This window comes from Actinomadura terrae (genome assembly GCF_022751215.1).
GTDB classification, from domain to species: Bacteria; Actinomycetota; Actinomycetes; order Streptosporangiales; family Streptosporangiaceae; genus Spirillospora; species Spirillospora terrae.
Window position 1 is genome coordinate 55,628 of sequence record NZ_JAICDG010000009.1, and the last position, 24,816, is coordinate 80,443.

A 24,816-nucleotide genomic window follows, 5' to 3' on the forward strand; every position below is an offset into this window, starting at 1 on the left:
CGCCGGAGATGGTCGCGAATGCCCTTTCGCTCCTGAAACGATGGGGGCGGGAGGGATCGGTGGCCGGATTCGACGTACTGACGCGCGGCGACGTGCTGGACACGGCGCTGCGCGCGAGGGAGCACCTCGTGAGCGGCGGCGTCCCCGGCGCGCTGGCCGCCAAGGACCCGCGGCTGTGGGGGCGGAGCGCCGCCGACCACGGCAGGCTCGGCTGGCTCGACCTGCCGTTCGCCTCGCGCGGCCTGCTGAACCAGGTGGACGCCCTGGTCGCCGAGGCGCGGTACTCGGGCCTGGACCACATCGTCCTGATCGGTGTCGGCGCGGAGAGCCTCGCCGCCCAGGCGGTCATGGAGGCGCACGCGCGGGGCGGCGCCGACCGGCCCACCGGGACGCTGACCGTCCTGGACGGCAGCGACACCGCCGCGCTCGCGTTCGCGCTGGAGCGGCTCGACCGGACCCTCGTCGTGCTGGCCAGCAAGGTCGGGGTGTCGCTGGAGGGCGACGCCTACCGGCGGATCTTCGCGGGGGCGTTCCGGGAGCGGGGCCTGTCCGAGCGCGAGATCGCGGGCCGCTTCCTGGTCGTCACCGACCACGGCAGCCCGTTGCACGACTTCGCCCGCCAGTGCGGGTACCGGCTCGGGCTGACCGACCCGTACCTGCCGGGCCACTTCGGCGCGCTGTCGGCCTACGGGCTCGTCCCGGCGGTGCTCGCGGGCGCCGACGCCGGGCGGCTGCTGGAGGACGCGGCGGCGCTGGCGCCCTCGCTGTCCAAGGACGACGACAACCCCGGCCTGCTGCTCGGCGCGATCCTCGGCGGCTGCGCGCAGCAGGGCACCGGCGGCGTCGCGCGCGACAAGGTGATGCTGCGCGAGCCCGCCGGGCAGGGCGCGCTCAGCGCGTGGATCTCCCAGCTCCTCGCAGTCGGCACCGGCAAGCAGGGGCTCGGGCTGCTGGCGGTGGAGCCGCCGGGGGCCAGGGGCGCGTTCCCCGACGTGCACGGCGTGGCGCTGAACCCGCGGTCCCCGGGGCAGGAGGAGGCCGACACCTCCGTGCTGGCGCCGCTCGGCGCGCAGTTCCTGCTGTGGGAGTACGCGACGGCGGTGGCGGGCTGGCTGCTCGGCGTCAACCCGTTCGAGCAGGGCGGCACCTCCGTCCAGGAGGCGGAGGACGACGCGGCGACGCTGCTGCGCGCGGCGGGCCGGGGGCCGCTGCCCGACGAGCCGCCGGTGTACGTCGAGGACGGCATCGAAGTGCACGCCGACTTCCCGTGGCCGCCCGGCGCGGACCTGCGGACGGTCCTCGGCGGGCTCACGGCCGCGGTCCCGGCGGACGGCTACCTGTCGGTGGTGACGTACCTGTCGGGCGACTTCTCCGGCCGCTACCTGGCGCCGTCGTTCGCGCGCGCGTCCGGACGTCCCGTGGTGTACGGGCAGGGGCCCTCCTATCCGCACGCCACCGGACCGATCCACAAGGAGGGGCCGGGCAACGGCGCGTTCCTCGTCATCACCGGCGACCCCGCGCCGGGCGACGAGCTCGCCGCGCACCCCGTCCCGGGGCGCCCCTACGGTCTGGCGAAGCTGCGGCTCGCGCGCGCCCTCGCCGAGGTGCGGTCGCTGCGCGCCCGCGGGCTGCCGACCCTCCGGATGCACCTGCGCGACCCGGTGGAGGGCGCCGGGCTGCTGACCGAGGCCGTGCGCGCGGTGGCGGGAGCGGGACGCGGCAGGTGACAGGCTTCACGAAGGTCGTCTCGGGGGAGACGGCGATCACCGCCCGGGGAATGCTCCGGGAGGTGGCCGAGCGCGCGCTCGGCCGCCTGTGGATCGACCAGGTACCCGTTCGGCTCGCGTCCGAGGACGCGAGCCTGTGGTCGCCCGCCCCCGCCGAATCGACGCGCTACGACGACCGAACACGCCACGGCGAACAAACGAGGTATTCCGAACGAGTTCGGCCCGGCGAAGAACCACGGCCCGATGAGGAAACACAGCGCGACGAGGGAGGGCGGGCGCCGGAGGAGGGCCGGGCGGTGTGCTGGCCCGGCCAGCCGGGGCCGGCGCGGGCGGTGCTGGTGCGCGTCGGCGAGATGCGCGCGCACGCCCTGGAGAACGGGCTGACCGACGTGGTGCTGCTCGGCCGGGGCGCCCCGGCGCGGGCCGCGGACGTGATCGTCCGGCACTCCCCCGGCGCCGGTCCGCTGACCGTCCTGGACGGCCCGGACCCGGGCCCGCTGCTGCGCGCCGCCGGCGACCCCGACCGGCTGTCCCGGACGCTGATCGTGATCACCGGCGACGATCCGGGCACCGAGACGCTCCGCCGCGTCCTGCTCGGGATGCTGGCGGACGCAGGCCTGTCCCCCACCGAGATCGCGCGGCGGTGCGTCACGGTGGCGGCGCCGGGCACCGCGCCCGCCAAGTTCGCCGCCGAGGCCGGGCACACGCTGATCGAGGCCCCCGCGCCGACCGCGTTCGGGGCGCTGTCGCCCTACGCGCTGGTCCCCGCCGCGCTGGCCGGGGCCGACACGTCGGCGCTGCTGGACGAGGCTGCGTCCGTCCTGCCCTCGCTCACCCGGCCCGAGCACAACCCGGGGCTGATCCTCGGCGCGATCCTCGGCGGCGCGGTGCGCGCCGGGCGGGGGACGGTCGTACTCGGCGGCTACACCACCGCGCTCACGGGCGTCGCCGACTGGATCGCGGTGCTGCTCGACGAGGCCGTCCAGGGGCGGCTCCTGCCGGTCGTGCAGGAGGGCGGGCTCCCGCTGGTGCCCGCCGAGGACATGTTCCTGGTCACGCTCGACGGCCGCCCGCACCAGGACGACGCGACCGTCTCCGGGCCACTCGCCGCGCAGCTCGCCGTGTGGGAGTACGCCGCCGCCGTCGCCGCCTACCTGCTGGGCCTGGACCCGACGGCGCCGCCCGTCCGCGCCGCCGCGCCGACCCTCGACGACGGGACGGGCGAGCCGCTGCTCACCGACGGGGAGCAGGGCCGCGCCGTCGAGGCCCACACCGCCGACCCCGCGCTCGCGGAGGCGGGCGGGCTGGTGCCGCTGCTGGACGCGCTGGCCGCGCGGGTCGGCCCGGACGAGCACCTGGCCCTCGTCGCCTACCTCGACGCGGACGCCGAGCACGGGCAGGGCGCGCAGGTCCGGCGGCTGGCGGCGCTGCTGGCCGCGCGGTGCGCGCGTCCCGTCACCGTCAGTTGGGGCTTCCGTTACCCCGCGCTCGGGAATGATCTCCAGGAGAAGGGCGTATACCTGATGGTGACCGGCAACGTCGAACACGACGTTCCGGTCCCGGACCGGCACCACCGGCTGGGCATGCTGCAACTCGCGCAGGCCCTCGGCGACGCCCGCGCGGCGCGCGGGAACGGCCGTCCGGTGGTCCGGCTGCATCTACAGAACCGCTGGGCGGGATTCGCCCGGTTGCTCGACCGCGCCCGAGGAGGGGCATGAGCGCGCGCCGCCGGCGAGGCCACCCGCCTCCGCCCGACGCCCTCGGCCTCCCGCGACGGCGCCGGCGCCATGGACATGGGTCACGGCGCCATGGACATGTGTCACGGACACTGGGTCAACACAGGATGCGTGGTCAGATCACTATGCACGGGCTTGTCGATACAAACGGCCTGAGCGGTATGCCGGGCCATATGAGCGAACACCGTCTTATGGGCGAACACCGTCTTATGAGCAGGCACGGTCTTGTAAGTGAACACGGTTTTATGGGCGAGCACCGTCCCCCCGGGGCGGGCCGCGATACGAGGACGGGACAGTGGGCAAGAACGGGCCACGTAGCGACAGAGGGGGCCGCCAGGTGACCAGCACAGCCAATCCGCTCCGGGACCCGCGCGACAAGCGCCTGCCGCAGGTGGCCGGGCCGTGCGTGCTCGTGCTGTTCGGCGTCACCGGGGACCTCGCGCGCAAGAAGCTCCTCCCGGCGATCTACGACCTGTCGAACCGGGGGCTGCTGCCGCCGGGGTTCTCCCTCGTCGGGTTCGCCCGCCGCGACTGGGAGAACGAGGACTTCCGGCAGATCGCCTACGAGTCGGTGAAGGCGCACGCGCGGACGCCGTTCCGCGAGGACGTGTGGACGCACCTGTCGGAGGGCATGCACTTCGTCCCCGGCGAGTTCAGCGACCCGGGCGCGTTCGACGCGCTCGCGATGGCGGTCAAGGAGCTGGACGGCACCCGCGGGACGGGCGGCAACTACGCCTTCTACCTGTCGATACCGCCGAAGTTCTTCCCGCAGGTCGTCGAGCAGCTCCAGCGCAGCGGCCTCGCCGAGCGCGACGACGGCTCGTGGCGGCGGGTCGTCATCGAGAAGCCGTTCGGGCACGACCTGGCGAGCGCCAAGGAGCTGAACGACACCGTCCACCGGGTGTTCCCCGAGGAGTCGATCTTCCGGATCGACCACTACCTCGGCAAGGAGACGGTCCAGAACATCCTCGCGCTGCGGTTCGCCAACGCGATGTTCGAGCCGATCTGGAACCGCTCGTTCGTCGACCACGTGCAGATCACGATGGCCGAGGACATCGGCATCGGCGGGCGCGCCGGCTACTACGACGGCATCGGCGCGGCGCGCGACGTCATCCAGAACCACCTGCTCCAGCTTCTCGCGCTGACGGCGATGGAGGAGCCGACGTCGTTCAGCGCCGAGGCCGTCCGCGCGGAGAAGGCGAAGATCCTCTCCTCGGTGCGGGTGCCCGGCGACCTCGCGCAGTCCACCGCGCGCGGCCAGTACGCCGCGGGCTGGCAGGGCGGCGTGAGCGTCAAGGGCTACCTGGAGGAGGACGGCATCCCCGCCGACTCCCGCACCGAGACCTACGCGGCGGTCAAGCTGGACATCGACAACCGCCGCTGGGCGGGCGTCCCGTTCTACCTGCGCACCGGCAAGCGGCTCAGCCGCCGGGTGACGGAGGTGGCGATGGTGTTCCAGCAGGCGCCGCACCTGCCGTTCTCCCACACCGACACCGAGGAGCTCGGGCAGAACGCGCTGGTGATGCGGGTGCAGCCGGACGAGGGCATCACGGTCAGGTTCGGCTCGAAGGTGCCCGGTACCTCGATGGAGATCCGCGACGTGAACATGGACTTCGCCTACGGCGAGTCGTTCACCGAGGCGTCCCCCGAGGCCTACGAGCGGCTCCTGCTGGACGTGCTGATCGGCGACCCCCCGCTGTTCCCGCGCCAGGAGGAGGTCGAGCTGTCCTGGAAGATCCTCGACCCGATCGAGGAGTACTGGGCGAGCCGGGGCAGCCTCGACCAGTACAAGTCCGGCGGCTACGGCCCCGACAGCGCCGACGAGCTGATGGCCCGCGACGGGCGTACCTGGAGGCGACTCTGAGATGAACATCGACCTCACCGGCACCTCCACGCGCCGGATACAGGAAGCGCTGACGCAGGCGCGGCACCTGATGGGCGGCCCCGCCGTCGGCATGGTGCTCACCCTGATCATCGTGACCGACGAGTCGGCGCAGTACGACGCGGTCCGCGCGGCCACCGAGGCGGCGCGCGAGCACCCGTGCCGGGTGCTGACCGTCATCTCCCGCGACCCGCGCGGCAGCTCGTCCCGCCTGGACGCCGAGATCCGGATCGGCGAGACCGGCCCCGGCGAGACCGTCCTGCTGCGCATGTACGGGCCGCTCGCCGAGCACGCCGACTCGGTGGTCGTCCCGCTGCTGATGCCCGATACCCCGGTCGTGACGTGGTGGCCCGGCGGCAAGGTGCCCAAGGTGCCCGCCAAGGACCCGCTCGGCCAGCTCGCGCAGCGCCGCGTCACCGACTCCTACGCGGCCCGCGACCGGCTGGGCACGCTCGCGCAGCTCGCCGACGGCTACCGTCCGGGGGACACCGACTTCACCTGGACGCGGCTCACCTCGTGGCGGTCGCTGCTGGCGGCGGCGCTCGACCAGGACCACGACGAGATCGTGTCCGGCGAGGTCGTCGCCGAGCCCGACAGCCCGAGCGCGGAGCTGCTGGCGGCGTGGCTGTCGATCCGGCTCGGCGTCGCCGTCGACCGGACGGTGTCCGAGGGCCCCGGCATCACCGGCGTGAGGCTGACCACGACCGGCGGCGACATCGTCGTGGACCGCCCGGACGGGCGGGTCGCGACGCTGTGCCGTCCGGAGCAGCCCGACCGGCAGGTGTCGCTGATGCGGCGCCCGATGTCGGAGCTGCTGGCCGAGGAGCTGCGGCGGCTCGACCCCGACGAGGTCTACCAGGAGGCGGCGTCCCGGTTCGCCAAGGACCTGGCGGGCGGCACGACCGGCGAGGGCCTCGCGACCAGGCCGGTGTCGGCGACGGCGGACGCGGCGACGACCGACGCCGCGGGCAAGGAGGCGGCGGAGACGGGCCGTCCCGCCGCAGGCAAGGCGGGGACCAAGCCGGCGTCCAAGGCGTCGGGGACGCGCAAGGCCCCGGCGAAGAAGCCGTCCCGCGGCAAGTCCACAGGGGACGCGTGACAGCCCGCCGTCACCCCCTCGCCCCTCGAATGACCGCGGCGTGAGAATCGCAGTGTGAGATCGGCCTCCCCGGAGGCCGATCTTTCTGCTTCCCGCTCCCACGGGTCGCCGCGAGCGCCGCGCGGCGCACCCGCCCACGTCAACCGACAAATGGGACATGCGACGCGCGGTGCCACCGGCCGCGCGGACACTGATCCGTATCGGGACTCGCGCATCTCTTCCGCGAAACCGTGCATACCCTGACGGCGGAAGAACCCGTGTCGAGCGATGAGGAGTTCCGAGGTGCTCAAGACCCGGGCAGGATCGGCGATCGTCGCGGCCGTCGCGGCGGTGGCGCTCGCCACCGCCGGATGCTCGTCCGGTGACGGCGGCGGAGACGGCGGCGGCAAGGACGCCGGGAAGGCGGGCGGCGCCGCACCGGCCGCCGCGCGGTTCGCCATCGCGCCCGTCACCGGGACCAGGCAGGTCAAGCCGGAGCAGCCCGTCACCGTCACGGCCGACAAGGGCAAGCTGACCGACGTCGCCCTCACCTACGGCAAGAACGGGAAGGCCGCGGGCACGCTCGCGCCGGACGGCCGGTCCTGGCGGTCGGCGTCGAACCTGCGCCCGGCCACGACGTACACGGTGACGGCGCGCGGCAGCGGCGACGACGGCAAGCAGGTCACCGCGACCTCCACCTTCACCACGTTGACCCCGGCCAGGAAGCTGGAGACGGGCATGTCGCCGCTGGAGGGCGAGACCGTCGGCGTCGGGATGCCGGTGCAGGTGCTGCTGTCCAAGCCGGTGGCGACCAAGCAGGGCAGGTCCACGATCGAGAAGGCCCTCGAGGTGCGGATGTCCAGGCCGGTGGAGGGCGCCTGGTACTGGATCAGCGACCGGGAGGTCGACTTCCGGCCCCGCGAGTACTGGCCGTCCGGTGAGAAGGTGCGGGTCATCGCGCATTTCGCGGGCCTCAAGGTGGGCGCCGACATGTACGGCATGAAGGACCGGACGCTGAACTTCACCGTCGGCCCGAGCCACATCACGACCATCGACGCCAAGCGGCACCGCGCGACCGTGACCAACGGCGGCGCCACCGTCCGCTCGATGAAGGTCAGCCTCGGCAAGCCGGGCCACGACAGCTACAGCGGCACCATGATCGCCCAGGAGAAGTCGGCGCACATGGTCATGGACTCCGCGACGACGGGCGACCCCGGCGAGTACCGCATCCCGACCAAGTGGAACGTCCGGATGACCTACAGCGGGACGTTCGTGCACTCGGCGCCGTGGTCGACCGACTCGCAGGGCAACGACAACGTCAGCCACGGCTGCGTGAACGCCGCCCCCGGCGACGCGAAGTGGTTCTTCGACTTCACCAACCGCGGCGACATCATCAAGGTCACCGGGACGACGCGGCGGCTCCAGTTCGGCAACGGCCCGACGCCGTGGGCGAAGTCCTGGGACTCCTGGGTCCAGGGCAGCGCCCTCGGCGCCCCCGTCACCGGCAAGCCCCTGACCTGACGGCCGCCCGCGCACATGCGAGGGCGGCGTCCCCCAACAGGACACCGCCCTCGCGGCACACCGACCTCACGTCGGCGTCACACCGGCCTCACGTCGGGCTCGTCCGTCAGGACTCAGGCGGGCAGGTCTCGTCGCGCGCGGGCAGGTGCCCGGTCGCCAGGTAGGCGTTGACCTTCTGGTTCACGCACGTGTTCGGGTAGCCGCGCTGGTAGGGCGCGTGGACGTCGGCGGGCAGGGTGATCATGCGGGAGCCGTCCAGCAGGCGGTGCAGGGCGAGGTTGGACGGATAGTCGGTGCGGGTGTCACCGGTCGCGGCGACCATCAGCAGGGGGACGTGCCCGCCGACCTCCGTGGGCCGCTCGGCGGGCCGCACCGGCCAGAACGCGCACGGGTTGATGTTGTGGGTGAGCGGCGCGAACACGGGGCTGCCGGGGCGGTTCCGCTGGATCTCGCGCCAGTACGCCTCCGGGTCGCGGGACGCCGCGCCGTCGCCGCAGACGATCGCGCTCTGCCCGCTGCCGTAGGCGGACTCGGCGCCGGTCAGCATGAAGGTCAGCTCCTCCTCCAGCGCCTTGGTGGGCTCGGCGGACCCCTGCTCGGCCGCCTTCTTCAGCACCTGGACGGACGTGGCGAACTCGGCCCGGGCCTGCTCCTCGTCCGTGCCGAGGTTGTTGAACAGGATGAGCGGGACCGACCCGTCGTCGACCTTGAACCGGCCCACGTGCAGCGGCTCGCGCGCGGACGCCCGGATGATCTCGCGGACGGTGCCGAGCACCTCGGCGCGGGTCCCGCCGAGCCCGTAGGTCGCGTTCCGCTTCGCGGTCCAGTCCGCCCAGCCGTCGAGGGCGTGGTCGTTGGCGACCTCGGTGCCGCCGAGCAGGCGGGGACCCCAGGTCTCCGGGTTGACGGAGCTGTCCAGGACGGCGCGGTCGAGCCGTCCGGGGAACATCGTCGCGTACACCGAGCCGAGGTAGGTGCCGTAGGACGCGCCGTTGTAGGACACCTTCCGCTCGCCGAGCGCGCCGCGGACGATGTCCATGTCGCGGGCGATGTTGCGGGTGCTGATATGCGGCAGGACGTCGGCGCTGGTGCGGGCGCAGCGTCCGGCGAGGTCCTTGGCGAACGCGACGGTGCGGTCGAAGGAGGCCCGGCTCTCCCCCGCCGACGTGATCCAGGTGCCGCTGGGCCAGCCGCAGTCGACCCGCGCGCTGCGTCCGAGCGCGCGGGGGTCCATGCCGACCAGGTCGTAGCGCGGCCCGGCCTCGCCCATGACGCCGCGCATGTAGGGCGGCATGTCGAGGGCGGGTCCGGGGCCGCCGCCGTTGAGGATCATCGTGCCGATCCGGTGCGCGCGGTCGGTCGCGGGGAGCCGGGAGATCGCGATCTCGATCGTGCGCCCGCCGGGCTCGGCGTAGTCGAGCGGGACGGTCACGTCCGCGCACCGCGCGCCCGCCTTGTCCAGCTCCTTGCCGACCTGGTCGTCCGGGCCGAGCGTGCACGCCTTCCAGCGGAGCTCCTGCGCGTAGAAGCGCGCGAGCCCTCCGCCCGAATGCGCCCCAGGCACCCGCGCATCCGCCGGCGCTGGCACGCCCGCCGGGGCCCGCACGTCCGCCCGCGCCGGTGCCGGGATGGCGGCAGCGCCCGCGATCGCGGCGCCCGTGGCGAGCACCGCGACGGCCCGCCTGCCGGAGCCGCGCCGCCTGGGTCTGCTTTCTCTCACATCCTCCTGTTTCATGTTCGCCAACGCTAAGTTCCGCGACCCGCGGACACAGTCCCGCGCTCACCCAGATATGAGGTGGGGCAGGCTGGAGGCGGCATACGGGGGCTGGCCCCCTGTACGAGGGCGGCCAGGCGGGGACGGCCGAGGTGGGGGCGACCAAAGTCGAGGCGGCGGCGACCCACGTCCGCTGCCGGACGTGCGCGATGTCGGTAGCGTTGAACGGTGGACCTCCGGCGATCATGGCGGGACTGGCTCGGTGACGTGGGCGTCACCGCGGCGGCGGTGCTGCTCGGCCTGCTCATGCTCCAGGCGTCGCGGGAGGACCTCCCCCAGGGCGAGGACATCTCGGTCGCCTGGGACGTGACGGTCGGCGCGGCCACCTGGACCGTCCTGCTGCTGTGGCGCCGCCGGTACCCGGTCGCCGTCATGCTCGTCATGGCCTTCGCGCAGCTCACGGCCTCGACCGTGCTCGGCACCGCCGCCGTCGCGCTGTTCTCGGTCGCGATGCTCCGCCCGTGGCGGACGAGCCTGTACCTCGGCGTGCTGAACATGGCCGTGATCGTCGCGGAGTTCTGGGTCGCGCCGTTGTCGGGGCCGGACTTCCGCGAGGGACTCATCGTCTTCGGGCTGATGTACGCGATGCTGGTGAGCACCGGCATGCTCGTCCGGTCCCGGCGGATGCTCATCGCCTCGCTGAAGGAGCGCGCCCGCGTCGCCGAGTCCGAGCAGCGGCTGCGCGTCGAGGAGGCCCGGCTGCTGGAGCGCGAGCGGATCGCCCGCGAGATGCACGACGTCCTCGCCCACCGGATCTCCCTGCTGGCGGTGCACGCGGGCGCGCTGGAGTTCCGCCCGGACGCGCCCACCGACCAGCGCGAGGCCGCCGGGATCATCCGGCGCAGCGCCTACGAGGCGATGGAGGACCTGCGGGAGGTGATCGGCGTCCTGCGCGACGGCGCCGGGACGGCCGGGGCGGGCGACGCCGACCCCAGCCCCGGCCCCGAGCGTCCGCAGCCCACGCTGAAGGACGTCGCGGCGCTGGTCGAGGAGTCGCGGCTTGCCGGTGCCCACGTCACACTGGACGACCGCGTCCCCGACCCGGCAGCCGTCCCGGCGCGGGTGGGCAGGCACGCCTACCGGATCGTCCAGGAGGGGCTGACCAACGCCCGCAAGCACGCGCCCGGCGCCCACGTGCGCGTCTGGCTGGACGTCCCCGACGGAACGGCGCTGGCCATCGAGATCCTCAACCCGCTGCCGCCGGGCCCGCCCCCGAACCCGCTGCCCGGCGCCGGGGCCGGGCTGGTCGGCCTGGGCGAGCGGGTCCACACACTCGGCGGGACGCTGGAGCACGGCCGCACAGACGACGGCCGCTTCCGGCTCCGCGCCCACCTCCCCCTCCCCACCTGACCCCGCCAACCTCCCCCCGGCCTGACCCGGCGGCGGCGCCCCGGCATCCGTTCCGGCACCCCGCCATAACGGCCGATCCGGTCGGTCCGTGGAGCGCCGCCCCGTAGAGTGGCGGGATGGACTCACCACCCATCCGCGTGCTCATCGTGGACGACGACGCGCTCGTCCGGGCGGGGCTGTCGATGATGCTGGCGAGCGCCGACGACCTTGAGGTGGTGGGGGACGTCGCCGACGGCGCGGAGGTCGTGCCGGCGGTGAACGAGCACCGGCCCGACGTCGTCCTGATGGATATCCGGATGCCCCGGCTGGACGGCCTCGCCGCCACCGAACTGCTGCGCTCCCGCCGCGAGCCACCCGAGATCATCATCCTGACGACGTTCGACACCGACGACCACATCCTGCGGGCGATGCGCGCCGGGGCGAGCGGGTTCCTGCTCAAGCACACCCCGCCGCCCGAGATCGTCCGGGCCATCCGGCAGGTGGCGGCGGGCGAGCCGATGGTGTCGCCGGCGGTGATGCGCAAGATGATGTCCTACGTCGCGGACTCGGGCGTCGACCCGCGCCGCGACCGGGCCCGCGAGCTGCTCGCCCGACTCAGCGAGGGCGAACGCGCCGTCGCGGCCCTGGTCGGCCAGGGCCGCACCAACAGCGAGATCGGCCGCGAGCTGTCGCTGAGCGTCGCGACCGTGAAGGCGTACGTGTCGCGGCTGCTGACCAAGCTGGAGCTGAACAACCGGGTGCAGATCGCGCTCCTCGTCCACGACGCGGGCATCACCAACCCCGCCGGCTGAGCCGCCCAACCGACCCGGCCGCCGCCACGAACGGCCGCCCGGCTGCCTTGGACAGCCAACCAGCCACCACCCCCGTCCGACCGGCCACCACAGACGGCCGACTAGCTGCCTGGGAGGGCCGCCCGGCCGCCACCCACGGCTGCCCGGCCGCCATGGACGGCCGACCGGCCACCACCCCAGTCCGCGCGGCCACCCCAGACGGTCGAACTCCTGCCACGCCCGTCCGACCGGCTATCACGGCTGGCCATGCGGCCATTGCAGCCAGCCGGACGGCTCGGCGGGCACCGACTTCGGTAGGCCGAGCCGTGGACCTTAGGCCGCTGCCGCGTCCCCGGGCCGTCCACGAGGCTGGACGCATGATCAGTGTTGAGGGCCTGACCAAGCGCTACGGGGACGTCCCGGCCGTGGAGGACGTCTCGTTCCACTGCGCGCCGGGCACCGTCACCGGTTTCCTCGGGCCGAACGGCGCGGGGAAGTCCACCACCATGCGGATGATCTGCGGGCTGACCCCGCCGTCGTCCGGGACGGCGACGGTGAAGGGCGTCCCGTACAGCCGGATCGCGAACCCCGGACGCCATGTCGGGGTGCTGCTGGACGCCGCCGCCCAGCACGCGGGACGCACCGGCCGCGAGACGCTCGCTCTCACCGCCATGCTCACCGGCGTCGGACGGGACCGGGCCGGGGCGATGCTCGACCTCGTCGGGCTGTCGGGCCGTCCCGCGCGGCGCCGCGTCGCGGGTTACTCCCTCGGCATGCGGCAGCGGCTCGGCATCGCGCAGGCGCTGGTCGGCGACCCGAGCGTGCTGATCCTGGACGAGCCCGCCAACGGCCTGGACCCGGAGGGCATCTTCTGGATGCGCGGGCTGCTGCGCGACTTCGCCGATCGGGGCGGGACCGTCCTGTTGTCCTCCCACCTGCTGCGCGAGGTCGAGGCCGTCGCGGACCGCTTCGTCGTCATCGCGAACGGGCGGATCGCCGCGCGGGGCACCAAGGAGGAACTGCTCGCCGCACCCGGCCGGACGCTCGTCCGGGGCGCGGACATGGGCGCGCTGGGGGCCGCGCTGGCGGGGGCCGGCCTCCAGCCGCGACCGGACGTGGACGGCGCGTTCCTGGTGGAGGCACCGGCGGAGGCCGTGGGCCGCGCCGCCGCGGCCGCCGGTGTCGTGCTGCTGGAGCTCCGCGAGGCGGGCGGGGGCGGCCTGGAGGAGCTGTTCCTGTCCCTCACCGCGTCCCCGGGCAGGCCCGTCCCCTCCCCCCACGGTCTCGAAGGAGCGTCACTGTGACCGCCGTCGCCGCCCTGCTGGAGCCCGCGCGCCCGTCCCTCGCCCGGCTGACCGCCGTGGAATTGCGCAAGACGGTCGACACCCGCGCGGGCCGCTGGCTGCTGATCCTCATCGGGGTCGCCGCCCTCGCGATGATCCCGGTGGTGATGTTCGCGGCGCCGAAGGACGAGCAGGGCGTCCCGGAGATGTTCATCGCGTCCCAGACGGGCGTGGCGCTGCTGCTGCCCGTCCTCGGAATCCTGTCGGTGACCAGCGAGTGGTCGCAGCGGACGGCCCTCGCCACGTTCGCCCTCGTCCCCGGGCGCGGCCGGGTCCTCGCGGCCAAGCTGCTCGGCGGCGTCGCGCTCGGCGCGGTGTTCGCCTGCGCGGGCGTGCTGCTCTCCTTCATCGGACGCGCCGCCGGGGCCGTCCTCGACCGCTCGTCCGGGTCGTGGACGATGCCGATGTCCCTGCTCGGCACCGCACTGCTCCTGGCGGCGATCTGGGTGTCGATGGGCGTGGCGTTCGGAACGCTCCTGATGAACACGCCGCTCGCGATCGTCATGTTCTTCCTGCTGCCGACCCTCTGGTCGACGCTCGGCGAGATGGTCGCCAAGCTCAGGGGCCCGGCGGGCTGGCTCGACACCAACAAGACCCTCATCGCCCTGCTGGACCCGGACGTCAGCGGAAACGCGTGGGCCCGGGTCGCCACATCCGTGACGGTGTGGCTGGCGATCCCCCTGGTTGTCGGCGTGGTCCGCCTGACCCGCCGAGAAGTGAAGTAGCCCCGGCCGGTCACCAACGACGAACGAATGCAAGCCCGACTAGTCGCCCACAGGGTCCGTCCCTAGCGAGGGGCGAGCGGAACGTCCCGGAGCATCAACGCGGCGACGGCGCCCACGGCGAGCAGCGGTAGCCCGGTGAGGAACAGGTCGGAGAAGGCGCCCGCGAACGCCTCGGCGACGCCGTCGCGCACCGGCCCGGGGAGCGTGTCCAGTACCCCGGGCCGGACGGCGTCCTCGAACGGCGGGGCGCTCCCGTCCGGAACCCAGCGGCCGATCTCCTCGCCGAACCGGCTGGACACGACCCCGCCGAAGACGGCCATCCCCGCCGCCGTCCCGAGCATCCGCGTCGCGAACACGCCCGCGCTCGCCGCGCCCAGGTCGGCGCGCGGCGCGGCGTTCTGCGCGACGAGCAGCACGACCTGCTGCGACAGTCCGGCGCCGAACCCCAGTACCGCCATGTAGACCCCGGCGGCGACCGGCCCGGTACCGGTGTCCATCGTGGCCAGGAGCGCCACGCCGGCCGCGCTGACGATCATGCTCGCCGCGGGCAGCCGGTGGTAGCGGCCCGTCCGGGCGATGTAGCGTCCGGCGGCCATCGACGAGACGAGCAGGCCGAGCATCATCGGCAGCAGCAACAGCCCCGACTCGGTCGCCCCCGCTCCCCCGACGACCTGGAAGAACATCGGCAGGTAGGTGGCCAGCCCGAACCCCGTCGCGCCGCCCACGGCGGCGACGACGCACGCCACGGCGAACGACCGGTCGCGGAACAGCCTCGGCGGGATGACCGGCTCGGCCGCCCGCCGCTCCGCGAGCACCCAGGCCGCGAACAGCCCCACCGCCCCGGCCCCGAGCGCGAGGACGACCGGTGAGCCCCACGCGTACCGCGTCCCGGCCCAGCTCGTGAACAGCGTGAAACAGGTGACGGCGGCGCCGAGCAGCACGATCCCGAGCCAGTCGATCCGCGGCGTCCGCTCCGGTCGGGGCAGCCGCAGGAACAGCAGCGTCGTCGCGAGCGCCGCCACGCCGAGCGGCAGGTTCACGTAGAACACCCACCGCCAGGACGCGTGGTCGGTGAGGAACCCGCCCGCCAGCGGCCCCGCGACGCTCGACACCGCGAAGATCAGCGCCGAGTAGCCCTGGTATCGGGCCCGCTCCCGGGGCTCGAACAGCTCGCCCGTCAGCGCGAACATCGAGCTCATCAGGCACCCGCCGCCCGCGCCCTGGACGACGCGGAACGCGATCAGCCACCCCATGGACGGCGCCGCGCCGCACGCCGCCGAGCCCGCGAGGAACGCGAGCAGCCCGGTCAGCAGCACGACCCTGCGCCCGAACAGGTCGCCGAGCCGTCCCGACAGGGGGACGGCCACGCTCATGGCCAGCACATAGGCGGTCGACACCCAGGCGAGCCCGTCCCGCCCGCCGAGGTCGCCCACGATCGTCGGCAGCGCGGTCCCGAGCACGGTCGCGTCCAGCGAGGACATCAGCCCGGCGAGCATCAACCCCCAGAACACCACCACCCGGTCCCGCTGCCCCATCCCGCCCACCCGCATCACATGCTCCTCACACTTACCTGCTAAAGACAGGTAGATGCTAAAGACACATACATGAGATGCGCAAGCGGCCCGCTAAACTGGCCGCCATGAACGAGAAGGGGGTCGAGGTACCCGGGAGCGCCGAGCCGCTCGACACCGTCGAGCGGAGCATGGTGAAGCTGCGCCGGGGCATGTCCCGCCAGCGGCTCGGCAGGGCCGCGATCCGGGAGCACAACCTCCCGGTGGACGTCCAGGTCCTGCATGTCGTCGACGTCATCGACGAGGGCCCCGACGACGCCTGCCAGGAGATGAGCGTCGGCCTGGTCGCCTCCCGGCTCGGCGTCGACGCCTCCCGCGGCAGCCGCATCGTCGCCGAGGCCGTCAAGCTCGGCTACGTCCGCCGCGTCGCGTCCCAGGAGGACGGCCGCCGCATCCACCTCGAACTCACCGCGGCGGGCCGCTCGGTCGTCGAGGCCACGCGCCGCACCCGCCAGGAGCACTTCGCCAAGGCCATGTCCGGCTGGACGGAGGCGGAGCGGTCCGAGTTCGCCCGGCTGCTGGCCCGCTTCGTCCAGACCTACGAGGGTTGACCCTCACCCCCCGCCTCGGGCGCCTCCCCCTCCCCCCGGGTCTCCGGGAACTGGCGCAGGACAAGGAGCCCCCCGATACCCGGCACCAAAGACCACCACCGCCCACCACCCGGCGGCGGTGCCATCAGCGTGAGCACGATGACCGCCAGGTAGGCCGTCCCGTGCAGCGGACCGGTGAGCGAGCTGACCACCCGCACGTGCACGGTGACCAGGTTGACGAGCAGGACGACGAGCGAGGCGGCCTCGACGAGGGCCGCGATCCGCAGTGCGCGCACGGTGGTCACGCCCCCGTCGTCGAGCCGGGGCGGACGATCATCAGCACGACGACGATCGCCCACAGCAGGTTGAACACGCCGGTGACGACGGCGAGCCGGACCGTCGCGCCGGAGTCCGGCGCGTCCAGGGCCAGCAGCCGCCGCTGCCCCGGCAGGATCGCCAGCCCGAGCACGCTCGCCGCGATCACGGTCAGCACGATCGACGTGATCAGCCAGGCGTCGGCGAGGACGCCGAGCCGCGCGCCGGTCGCGACCCCGAAGGCCGGGACCGCGACCCCGACGGCGGTGTAGGCGCGGCAGATCCGGTGCAGGAACGCGGCCGTCCCCTCCCCGGGCGCGGTCGTGCGGACGAGTCGCGGGAAGAGCGAGGCGGCGACGGCGATCGGCCCGACCGCCAGGATCGCCGCGAGGACGTGCACCGACAGCAGCAGTTTGGTCATCAGCGAACCCCCATATGTGTTGGCTGCCAATACATACCACGCCTACTCGAACCTTGTGTAGGCTGCCTACCTATGAGAGCGGACGCCGTACGAGGACATCTGGACGGGCTGTTGCTGGCCGTGCTCGAACCCGGCCCCCTGCACGGCTACGCGATCATCACCGCCGTACAGCGGCGCAGCGGCGGCGCGCTGGAGCTGCGCACGGGCACGATCTACCCCGCCCTCCAACGGCTGGAGCGGCTCGGCCTGCTGAGCAGCAGCTGGGACGCGGTCGGCGAACGCCGTCGCCGCCGCTACGAGCTCACCGACGCGGGCCGCCGCGCCCTCGCCACCGAGCGGACGGCGTGGAACGAGTTCACGGCCGCGATCGGCTCCGTCCTGAACCCGGCGACATGACCGCCCCCCGCCACATGACGCACAGCACGCAGCCCCCCGGCGCCCACGAAGCCGACCCGGACGAGACGAGCGACCCGATCGAGGACTACACGGCGACCCTGACGGCCACGCTGCGCGGCCCGTCCCGCCTCAAGTCCCGCATGATCGAGGAGATCCGCGACGGCCTCACCGACACGGCCGCCGCGTACACCGGCGAGGGCGTCCCCTACCCGGACGCCGTGCACAGCGCGATACAGGAGTTCGGAACCGCCGACGAGCTGGCTCCCAACTGCCAGCGGGAACTGACTCTGGCCCAGGCCCGGCACACCGGCCGGGTCGCGGCGCTCACCGTCCCGTTCCTGGCCACCTGCTGGTTCCTGACCTGGACGTCCGGCCCGGACGGCGGCTGGCCGCTACGGCTGCTGGCGGTCCACCTCGGCTGCGTTGCGACCGCCGCCGCGCTGCTAGCCACCGTCGCCCTGACCGCGACCGGCCCACTGGCCCGCCGCCTGCCGACGCCCCGGCGGCTGCCCCTCGCCGTCGCCTGGACCGGCACCGCCGCCGGAGTCGCCATGGGAATCGGCGCCCTGGCCCTGCTCACCGCCGCCGCCCCGGCCGCGAACTGGCCGATGATGGCGGTCGCGGGCGGACTCACCGCCGTGTCCCACGCCGGAGTGACCTCCGCCGCCCGAGCCTGCCGCCACTGCGCACGCGCCTAGTCGACCGCAGTTGGTGCCCTCGCCCATCGCCGCACTGGACGCTTCAGCCGGACAGCAATGACTGCGTCCGGGCACGAAAAGACCTGAAGGCGGGCAGCCCTCCACCGCAAAAAGCCCCACACAAGCGCCCTAGCTCGCAAGGAGCCCAGCCAGACTCGACAGAAGCCATCAGCAGAGACCCAGCGCGCCAAGGGGCACCGCCTCTACCCCTGAGCCATCACCGAATTGGCCGAACCCTGCCAGGGCAGCCCCCGGCCCCTGCCACCAGCCACAACACAACAGACCGACACCGAACCCAGTCCTCCCAACGCTGAGCGCCGCGAAAACCGGATGACAATCACGACGCGGAGGCGGAGTCTGGGTGCCCTCGACGGCGTGCGGGGCGCCGTCCCACCGGAGCACGGGGGTCTGCGGTGATCGACGCGAAAACGGTTGCGAAGTTCGGCTTGCCCGGCTATCTCAGGTCGGTCCCGGACGAGATCGAGGCCCACGACCTGCCCGTCACCGGCGCGCTGCCGCCCGAACTGGACGGCCGCTACATCCGCAACGGCCCCAACGCCCTGCCCGGGACGACCAGCAAGCACTTCCAGGTGGGTCCCGGCATGCTGCACGGGGTACGCCTGCGCGACGGCCGCGCCGAGTGGTACCGCAACCGCTGGGTACGGACGGGTGCCTTCGAGGGCCGGTCGCTGGTCCGCCCGGACGGCACGTTCGACCTCACCGCGCCGTCCGCCAACACGCACGTGATCCACCACGCCGACCGAATCCTCACGCTGGTCGAGATAGGCCTGCCGTACGAGGTCCGGCCCGACCTGTCCACCGTCGGCCCCTGCGACTTCGGCGGCGCGCTCACCACCGCCATGACCGCGCATCCCAAACAGGACCCGGCCACCGGCGACCTGCACTTCTTCGGCTACGGGATGCGCCCGCCGTTCCTCACCTACCACCGGCTCGACGCGGCCGGACACCTCGTCCACAGCCGCGAGGTCAAGGTGCCGGGCCCGACACTGATGCACGACTTCGCCGTCACCGAGCACCACGTCGTCTGGCTCGACCTGCCGATGACCTTCCAGCGCGCCCTGGTCGGCCACGCCATCCCCTACGGCTGGGACGACGCGTACGGCGCGCGGCTCGGCGTCATGCGGCACGACGTCCCGGACGCGCCCGTCCAGTGGTTCGACATCGACCCCTGCTTCATCTTCCACGTCGGCAACGCCCACGAGCAGGACGGACGGATCGTCCTCGATGCCGTCCGCTACTCCCCCGCCGAATTCACGGCCATGTGGGACGTCCTCTCCCGAACCGTGATGCCGACCCTGGACGCTCCCCCGGTCGGACGCGCCCACCTCCACCGCTGGACGCTCGACCCCCACAACGGCACCGTCACCGAACGCCCCCTGGACGACCGAGCCGTGGAGTTCCCCACCCTGAACGACGAGCGGACCGGCCGTCCCGCCCGCCACCTCTACGCCGTCACCGGCACCGAACCCCTCAGCCGCGACGATTGCGCGATCGTCAAGTACGACACCGCCACGGGCGCCACCACCTCCCACGACCTGGGCCCGGACACCATGATCGGCGAAGCGGTGTTCGTCCCCAGAAACGACCCGAGCGGCGAGGACGACGGCTGGCTGATGGCCATCGCTACCACCCGCGACGGCGCCGCCTCCCAACTCCTCGTCCTGGACGCGGCGGACGTCCAACCGGTCGCCACCGTAGACCTCCCGCGAGGCGTCCCGGTGGGCTTCCACGGTTCCTGGATAGGCTCGCCCGGCGACCAATCCTGACCTACCGCCGAAAACCCACCAGCGCGACTCCACGGCCATCAACAATGGCCGCAACAACAGAGGGGCCGCCACCCCCTACCCCCTCATCCCAGACACCGCAGAGCAGTTGCCTAGGCGCTCTGGCAGGGGACATAGGAAATTGCCCCGAGGACGACCCCCTAGCGGCCGAGCGAAGCGAACCCGCCGATGCACTCAAAGCTTCGTTTCCAGGCAGCAATTCCCGGCACACATGACCGACACCAACCTGCCCGCGCCTTCCCTCCCGCTGCCCGCCCAGGCCCCGCCCTCGACGACGGCCCCGCGCACCCCGCCACCGTCTCTGACTCGTCCGACCAGCCACCTCAACACCGGGGCCAGACTCGCCCTCAGCCGCCTCCCCAGGGCAAGTGAGGAAATGAGTTCGTCGCGGACCTGCTCGAAGCGGCTGACCATCAGCCGACGACCATCGCCCGGAACGTCCTAGCCGAACCCAGAAACCCGCGAAACAGTTACCAAGACCAAGGCGTACTAGCCCTGAACGGCTCGTCGAACGAACCACTCGGCACCGAGACGCCACATCCCGCCCACACGACGAGGCGTCACACTAGCTGATCCTGTGAACTCCTCTAGGTCACCGCCCGCCTAGGCACCATTCCCCGACCAGTGGCAGTGCTGCGAGGGCGCCCACCCTTCCTCGGCTCAGACCTTCCGTACCGCCAACGAAGGACTGCCGACGCGTTCGACGCCTTCATCCCCCCGCGCCTCGTCCTCCCTTGGACCAAACCCAACCGGCATCGCCCTCCAGCAGCAACAGCCGGACGCCCCGCCCTGCCCCCAACGAGCCAAGCCCCTGCGTCGAGCCGATCACCAGAAGGCCGCGTCTCCTCGCTCACGAGGCGCTCCGCCACCTCGCCTGCCGGAAGAGACGCTGCCCACTGGCTACGCCAGGCTGGCGGCGCTGCTCAACCTCCAGGACAGCATCAGCACCCCTCAGCGTCACTCTTCGGCCCACCTCCGAAGCCAGCAGTCGGCCCGCGCACAATTCAAGCCTTGCCCTCGGTGACCAGCCGTGCCGACCACCGCCCACGAACCACATCACCAACCAAGCGGCTACTCTTCGCACCGCCCGCAGGCCAGCACCCCACGCGGGGCCGCGCCCACGATGTGCAGGCGGCATTGGTTGCCCGGCGCCGCATGTCCGGGGTGAGTTCGCCGCATGACCAGGCCAACACCGGGCAAAACAGTGGCGACACGACCACATCGCACACGGTCCGCGGATCGGCCGAGAGGCCCGTCTCGGACCGGGCCTCGCTTTGAACGGATGGCCGCTGTGACCCTGTCCACGCCCGACCACGTTGACGCCGATCCCGCACCGGCCCTGCACACCGGCCGATGGCGCCTGCCGAGCGGGCGAGCGATGACCAAGCACACACGCCAGGCGATCCACCACGCCCTGCAAAGTTGGGGCGTCGGCTCGGCCGCAGGCGATCTCACCGACCATCTGACGACGCTCGTCCACGACGTCCTCGCCCGGGCGAACGTACGTGGGCGAGGGCAGGTCGAGTTGCGGCTGGAGCTCCGCGCGTCCGCCCGGCTGCTCCTAGGCGAGGTACGCAACGCTGCCCCCTCCCGGCCGGGCTCCGGTGACCGGGCGGTGTCCGACGGTGACGGCCATGGGATCATCGCGCTCACCTATGGACGCCGTCCCACGCGCGACGGCATTGGTTACATCCACTCCTTCACCTGGTGGCAACCGGGCGCGATCACCGCCAACCAGTGATCCAGCCTTGAACAAACCGACCAGATGATCAGGTGGAGCAGGACTCTGACTCGGCTGAGGCGGCACACAAGGCACGGCTCGCCGTCGAATGCGGCATCAACCGGCTCGGACATCACTGGGGCGTGGCGAGCAGGTACGACCAGCTCGCCGTCAGATTCGAGGGCACTGACTTGATCGTCGTGATCAACAAGTTGCTATGACCTGTGCGGACCGACCTCCGATGGTGGGAGGCTCGATAGCGGTGAGGGACAGGCTGATGGGCAGACCCACATCCTGTTGAAGGCCGAAACGAGAACGGTGAGCGCATCAGCGAGCCGTCCGAGGACGCCAGTTTCGGGCTGGTTGTCGAGCTGACCGACCCGGACAACACTTTCGTCATCATCGAGTCCGACGAGGGCGACCCCACCTGGTTCGCGTCGGTAGCCCTGCTCGACGTTGAGGTGATGGGGACGCTGTTCGCGTGCCAGCCGAAGGTGAAGGAGCCGAGGCCGGAGCCAACGCTGACGGTGCGGGTGCCCTCGCCGGGTTTGGCACTGCGGGCGCGACCCCGCCGCCGGTGAGCCCGCTGGAGCCCTCAGCGACGATTCCGCTGACCGCGCCGCCAAGGACACCCGCACTGCCCGCAACGCCCGCGCGAGACGAGGTCGAGTTTGCGACCCGGCCCACCTCCGGGACGAGGTCAGCACGGACACCGAACCCGACCAGTTCGCCAACGTCCTCACCCACTGGACCGCCGAAACAGCCCACGCCCACGCCAGACTGCGCAAGTCACAGCCCCCTACGCTCCTGATACACGGACTAGGCGGCTTCGCTCCAGAGAGATGGATCGGAGGTGATGGTCGATCTTCTCCTGGGTGGTGGGTGGAGGTGGTAGAGGTAGCGTCCGGTGGTGGTGCGGCTAATGCGGATGTGTTCGGCGTTGGTGTGTTTGTAGCGGTTGTGCCAGCCGCAGCACAGGGCGAGTTGGTCGATGTCCGTGGGACTTTGACCCAGGGCCCAGCCGTTGACGTGGTCGATCTCGCACAGGCTGCCGGGGACTTCGCATCCCTGGACGGCACAGGTGGGATACAGGGTCTCCAGAACGCGGCGTTGCCCCGGTGTGGCGAACCGGACCCGATGTCCGAGGTACAAAGGCGTGTTTCCGCTCGCCAGGAGTAGTGGGGAAACTCCGGCGTTGAGGGCGATTCGGCGGGCCTGTTCGGCGGGGATGGGGGTGCCGTCCGTCAGGCGGGCGGGGGTATCGGTGCCGGTGAGGGTGTCCAGGTCGCAGATCACCGTCACTTTGGTGGCGGCGTGCCCGCCTGCCAGCACCGAAGTCAGAGCCGCTGCCGTGCGTTCGGGCAGGTCACGCTGGTCCTCGGCTCCGGCGGGTTTCGCGAGTGCCGCGAGGGTTCCGTCGAAGATCGCGGCGTCCTCGGCGTTGAGCCAGCCCTTGAGGTAGCGGCCGCCGTCCAGGGAGCGTGTGGAGGTGAGCCAAGAGCGGGTGTATCCGTGACGGGTATCGGCGTCGGGGTTCTCGGTGTCGTCGCGTTCGGCGATCACCTCACTGATCCGCTTGCCGAACGCAGCCACCGTCCCGGCCGAGAAGCCTTGGTCGACCATGTCGAGGAGAAGGTTCTCGGCGGTGGCGCAGTCGTCATCGTCCAAGCGGGTGGCAGCGGCGGCGATGGTGGCGGCATATCCCTGCGACAGCTCTCCGGCCGCCCACCGCTTGGCGACCTGGGGCAACCGATGCCGCTGACGCGCCAGGATGAGACGTTCGGTGGCACGCTGGTCGCGCAGGCCCAGCTCTGAGCGCAGCCAAGCGCGGGTGGACGGCAAGCCCCAACGCTGGACTTCACCGGCGGCGTCGACCACGCCGATCAACCCGGCCAGACAACTTTCCTGCTGGTCGACTGCGGCGGCCAGGGTGCGGGTGAGGTCCAGACATGCCGCCGGGGATTCTGGTGGCGTCCGGTGGGCCAGTTCGGCCGCGACCGCAGCTGCGACGTCCACCAACTCCATGGTGGACGCCTCATCGAGGTCGATCATTATCGAACGCATACATTGATTCTATCGAACTCCACCTGTTCTACTTTCGAGATCCAGTGGCGATTAGCCTCACCACGAGGAGCCAAACATCTGCCGTCAAGGTAAGCTCATTTCCGATTTAGTCTGACTTGGCTGCATTTGCGCCACCTGCCGAGCACACAGAATCGAAGGATTCACCCCGCGATGGACGGCACCCATGAGCAGCTATGAGGTGAAGGTGGGCTCAACGCGGTTCGGTACAGGGCGGTGGTGGGGGCGCGTCGGGCAGGGGGCAGGCGGAGCCTGCCCGACGAAAGCTGCACCCAGGGGCCGCAGAGGCTCCAAAGTCAAGGGTGGGACGAAGTCCCATCGCGAAGCGACGCGAAGCGCCCTTGACTTTGGAGGGGCGGCCCCGTACGCAGCGCCGCCACCACCGCACTCTTCAGAATGACGAATACGCATTATTCCATTGGACGTCGCAGGCACGCTGAAGCACCTCGACGAGTCCCCAGCACAGCGGGAGCCACATCAAGCCATGCGACAGAGCCCGAGGCGCCTCGGGCCACGCTGTCGCTGCCGCCGTCCGGTCAAGATCCACGCGGAACCATTCCTCGCGTCACACAGCCAGGCGAATACCGCGGCCAGCGCCGCCGCTGTTCACAAACACCCCGGAGAAGCTACTGGGCGGCCATCGGCGACAAACACCGAGGCCACCTCTTCACGCGCGCGGTCACCATCACCTGCTACAGGGAATTACAGGGCGACCAGACGACAGCACGTAGGGGAAGCAATGCTCTACTCGGCCAGACGGGAGCGGCTTGGATCGAGTGCGAAGTTAAGCGTAAGGAGCGGGTGCACGCCATGTGTAGTGATGACGATGCTCTTCCAGCCAAGCAACCATGAGATACAGGTCGACAACCACTACCCAATGGAATTCGCTAAAAGCGACACAACGAGCCTTCCGTGCCGTCGCCGAACTTGACCGCGCACGTGGTCGGCGATGCGCACAGCCGACCGTTCTGAAGATGGCGGCGATATGGAGGAGACGGCCCCGGGCGGGAGATACATCCGGCCCGGGGCTCTCAGGACTTCGCAGACAGGGTTAGGCGTTCGGAGGTAGGTCGGTTCCGGCGCCGCGACGGCGCACGGCGACCAGGTTGGCGTGGCTGACCGGAGCCGGCTCGGCATCGCGCACGGTCTCGGCGTCCGATACCGGCTCCTCGCCAGCACCGGGCACAACTCTGGATGCAGACTCAGCGCTAGAAGCCGATCCCACACCGGCACCGGTGGCCGATGCCGCGCCAACGCCGGAGGCCAGTGCCGCACCGGCCACTGCACCGACCACGGAAGCGCCGCCTGACACCGGCGACCCACCACCGGACTCGGACGCTGCATCAGAAGCCACTGCCGCCGCCACCGACGC

The 24,816-nt window shown here is 71.9% G+C and carries 19 protein-coding genes and 1 pseudogene; 15 read left to right on the forward strand and 5 right to left on the reverse strand.

The genetic code is table 11. The features are described from left to right. Window positions 1-59 precede the first annotated feature (59 nt). From K2F47_RS38190 to K2F47_RS38210, 5 genes and pseudogenes are all read left to right on the forward strand, one after another. A complete protein-coding gene (locus K2F47_RS38190) occupies window positions 60-1,727 on the forward strand; it encodes a phosphoheptose isomerase (protein ID WP_242911135.1) in 1,668 nt (555 codons plus the stop codon). Further along, a complete protein-coding gene (locus tag K2F47_RS38195) occupies window positions 1,724-3,445 on the forward strand; it encodes a glucose-6-phosphate isomerase (RefSeq protein WP_242911136.1) in 1,722 nt (573 codons plus the stop codon). Before K2F47_RS38190 ends, K2F47_RS38195 begins: the two co-directional genes overlap by 4 nt. Before the next feature lie 355 nt (window positions 3,446-3,800). Then, window positions 3,801-5,327 (forward strand): glucose-6-phosphate dehydrogenase, encoded by a 1,527-nt coding sequence (gene zwf, locus K2F47_RS38200; RefSeq protein WP_242911137.1) that lies wholly within the window; start codon window positions 3,801-3,803, stop codon window positions 5,325-5,327. A gap of 1 nt (window position 5,328) precedes the next feature. Continuing rightward, window positions 5,329-6,240: pseudogene (opcA, locus tag K2F47_RS38205) on the forward strand (glucose-6-phosphate dehydrogenase assembly protein OpcA); the annotation flags it as partial. A gap of 486 nt (window positions 6,241-6,726) precedes the next feature. After that, on the forward strand, window positions 6,727-7,944 hold the full coding sequence (locus tag K2F47_RS38210; RefSeq protein WP_242911138.1) for a L,D-transpeptidase: 1,218 nt from the start codon (window positions 6,727-6,729) through the stop codon (window positions 7,942-7,944). A 106-nt stretch (window positions 7,945-8,050) separates the two neighbouring features. On the opposite strand, the gene K2F47_RS38215 is transcribed toward K2F47_RS38210, so the two are convergent. After that, the gene (locus tag K2F47_RS38215) at window positions 8,051-9,679 is read right to left on the reverse strand and encodes an alpha/beta hydrolase (RefSeq protein WP_242911139.1); all 1,629 of its coding nucleotides are present in this window, start codon (window positions 9,677-9,679) and stop codon (window positions 8,051-8,053) included. A gap of 207 nt (window positions 9,680-9,886) precedes the next feature. On the opposite strand from K2F47_RS38215, the gene K2F47_RS41625 reads away from it, so the two are divergent. The 4 genes from K2F47_RS41625 to K2F47_RS38235 all read left to right on the forward strand — a co-directional run bounded on the left by K2F47_RS41625 (window position 9,887) and on the right by K2F47_RS38235 (window position 13,906). Continuing rightward, complete coding sequence (locus tag K2F47_RS41625; RefSeq protein WP_242911140.1) at window positions 9,887-11,068, forward strand: sensor histidine kinase; 1,182 nt, start codon at window positions 9,887-9,889, stop codon at window positions 11,066-11,068. A gap of 116 nt (window positions 11,069-11,184) precedes the next feature. Beyond that, the gene (locus K2F47_RS38225) at window positions 11,185-11,859 is read left to right on the forward strand and encodes a response regulator transcription factor (protein ID WP_242911141.1); all 675 of its coding nucleotides are present in this window, start codon (window positions 11,185-11,187) and stop codon (window positions 11,857-11,859) included. Between the two features lie 356 nt (window positions 11,860-12,215). Further along, window positions 12,216-13,142: an ABC transporter ATP-binding protein gene (locus tag K2F47_RS38230; protein WP_242911142.1), complete on the forward strand. Its 927-nt coding sequence runs from the start codon at window positions 12,216-12,218 to the stop codon at window positions 13,140-13,142. Further along, the gene (locus K2F47_RS38235; RefSeq protein WP_242911143.1) at window positions 13,139-13,906 is read left to right on the forward strand and encodes an ABC transporter permease; all 768 of its coding nucleotides are present in this window, start codon (window positions 13,139-13,141) and stop codon (window positions 13,904-13,906) included. The genes K2F47_RS38230 and K2F47_RS38235 overlap by 4 nt, the downstream gene beginning before the upstream one ends. A 62-nt stretch (window positions 13,907-13,968) precedes the next feature. On the opposite strand, the gene K2F47_RS38240 is transcribed toward K2F47_RS38235, so the two are convergent. Further along, on the reverse strand, window positions 13,969-15,456 hold the full coding sequence (locus tag K2F47_RS38240) for an MDR family MFS transporter (protein WP_242911144.1): 1,488 nt from the start codon (window positions 15,454-15,456) through the stop codon (window positions 13,969-13,971). 89 nt (window positions 15,457-15,545) lie between these two features. Between K2F47_RS38240 and K2F47_RS38245 the strand changes: the two genes are divergently transcribed. Further along, complete coding sequence (locus tag K2F47_RS38245; protein ID WP_242911145.1) at window positions 15,546-16,028, forward strand: MarR family winged helix-turn-helix transcriptional regulator; 483 nt, start codon at window positions 15,546-15,548, stop codon at window positions 16,026-16,028. Here the strand turns inward: K2F47_RS38245 and K2F47_RS38250 are convergent. Both K2F47_RS38250 and K2F47_RS38255 read right to left on the reverse strand, forming a co-directional pair. Continuing rightward, window positions 16,016-16,312, reverse strand: coding sequence for a DUF3817 domain-containing protein (locus tag K2F47_RS38250; protein ID WP_242911146.1), 297 nt, complete (start codon window positions 16,310-16,312; stop codon window positions 16,016-16,018). The two genes, K2F47_RS38245 and K2F47_RS38250, sit on opposite strands and share 13 nt — an antisense overlap. Then, entirely contained in the window at window positions 16,309-16,743 is a 435-nt protein-coding gene (locus tag K2F47_RS38255; protein WP_242911147.1) for a hypothetical protein, read from the reverse strand. The genes K2F47_RS38250 and K2F47_RS38255 overlap by 4 nt, the downstream gene beginning before the upstream one ends. A gap of 72 nt (window positions 16,744-16,815) precedes the next feature. Here K2F47_RS38255 and K2F47_RS38260 point away from each other — a divergent pair, with 72 nt between their 5' ends. From K2F47_RS38260 to K2F47_RS38280, 5 genes are all read left to right on the forward strand, one after another. Further along, window positions 16,816-17,139, forward strand: a complete 324-nt coding sequence (locus K2F47_RS38260) for a PadR family transcriptional regulator (RefSeq protein WP_242911148.1) — start codon at window positions 16,816-16,818, stop codon at window positions 17,137-17,139. After that, window positions 17,136-17,837, forward strand: coding sequence for a permease prefix domain 1-containing protein (locus K2F47_RS38265; protein WP_242911149.1), 702 nt, complete (start codon window positions 17,136-17,138; stop codon window positions 17,835-17,837). The genes K2F47_RS38260 and K2F47_RS38265 overlap by 4 nt, the downstream gene beginning before the upstream one ends. 413 nt (window positions 17,838-18,250) lie before the next feature. Beyond that, entirely contained in the window at window positions 18,251-19,624 is a 1,374-nt protein-coding gene (locus tag K2F47_RS38270; protein ID WP_242911150.1) for a carotenoid oxygenase family protein, read from the forward strand. A gap of 1,300 nt (window positions 19,625-20,924) precedes the next feature. Then, on the forward strand, window positions 20,925-21,383 hold the full coding sequence (locus K2F47_RS38275; RefSeq protein ID WP_242911151.1) for a hypothetical protein: 459 nt from the start codon (window positions 20,925-20,927) through the stop codon (window positions 21,381-21,383). A 32-nt stretch (window positions 21,384-21,415) separates the two neighbouring features. Continuing rightward, on the forward strand, window positions 21,416-21,583 hold the full coding sequence (locus tag K2F47_RS38280) for a hypothetical protein (RefSeq protein ID WP_242911152.1): 168 nt from the start codon (window positions 21,416-21,418) through the stop codon (window positions 21,581-21,583). A 598-nt stretch (window positions 21,584-22,181) separates the two neighbouring features. On the opposite strand, the gene K2F47_RS38285 is transcribed toward K2F47_RS38280, so the two are convergent. Further along, window positions 22,182-23,426, reverse strand: coding sequence for an HNH endonuclease signature motif containing protein (locus K2F47_RS38285; protein WP_242911153.1), 1,245 nt, complete (start codon window positions 23,424-23,426; stop codon window positions 22,182-22,184). Window positions 23,427-24,816 lie beyond the last annotated feature (1,390 nt).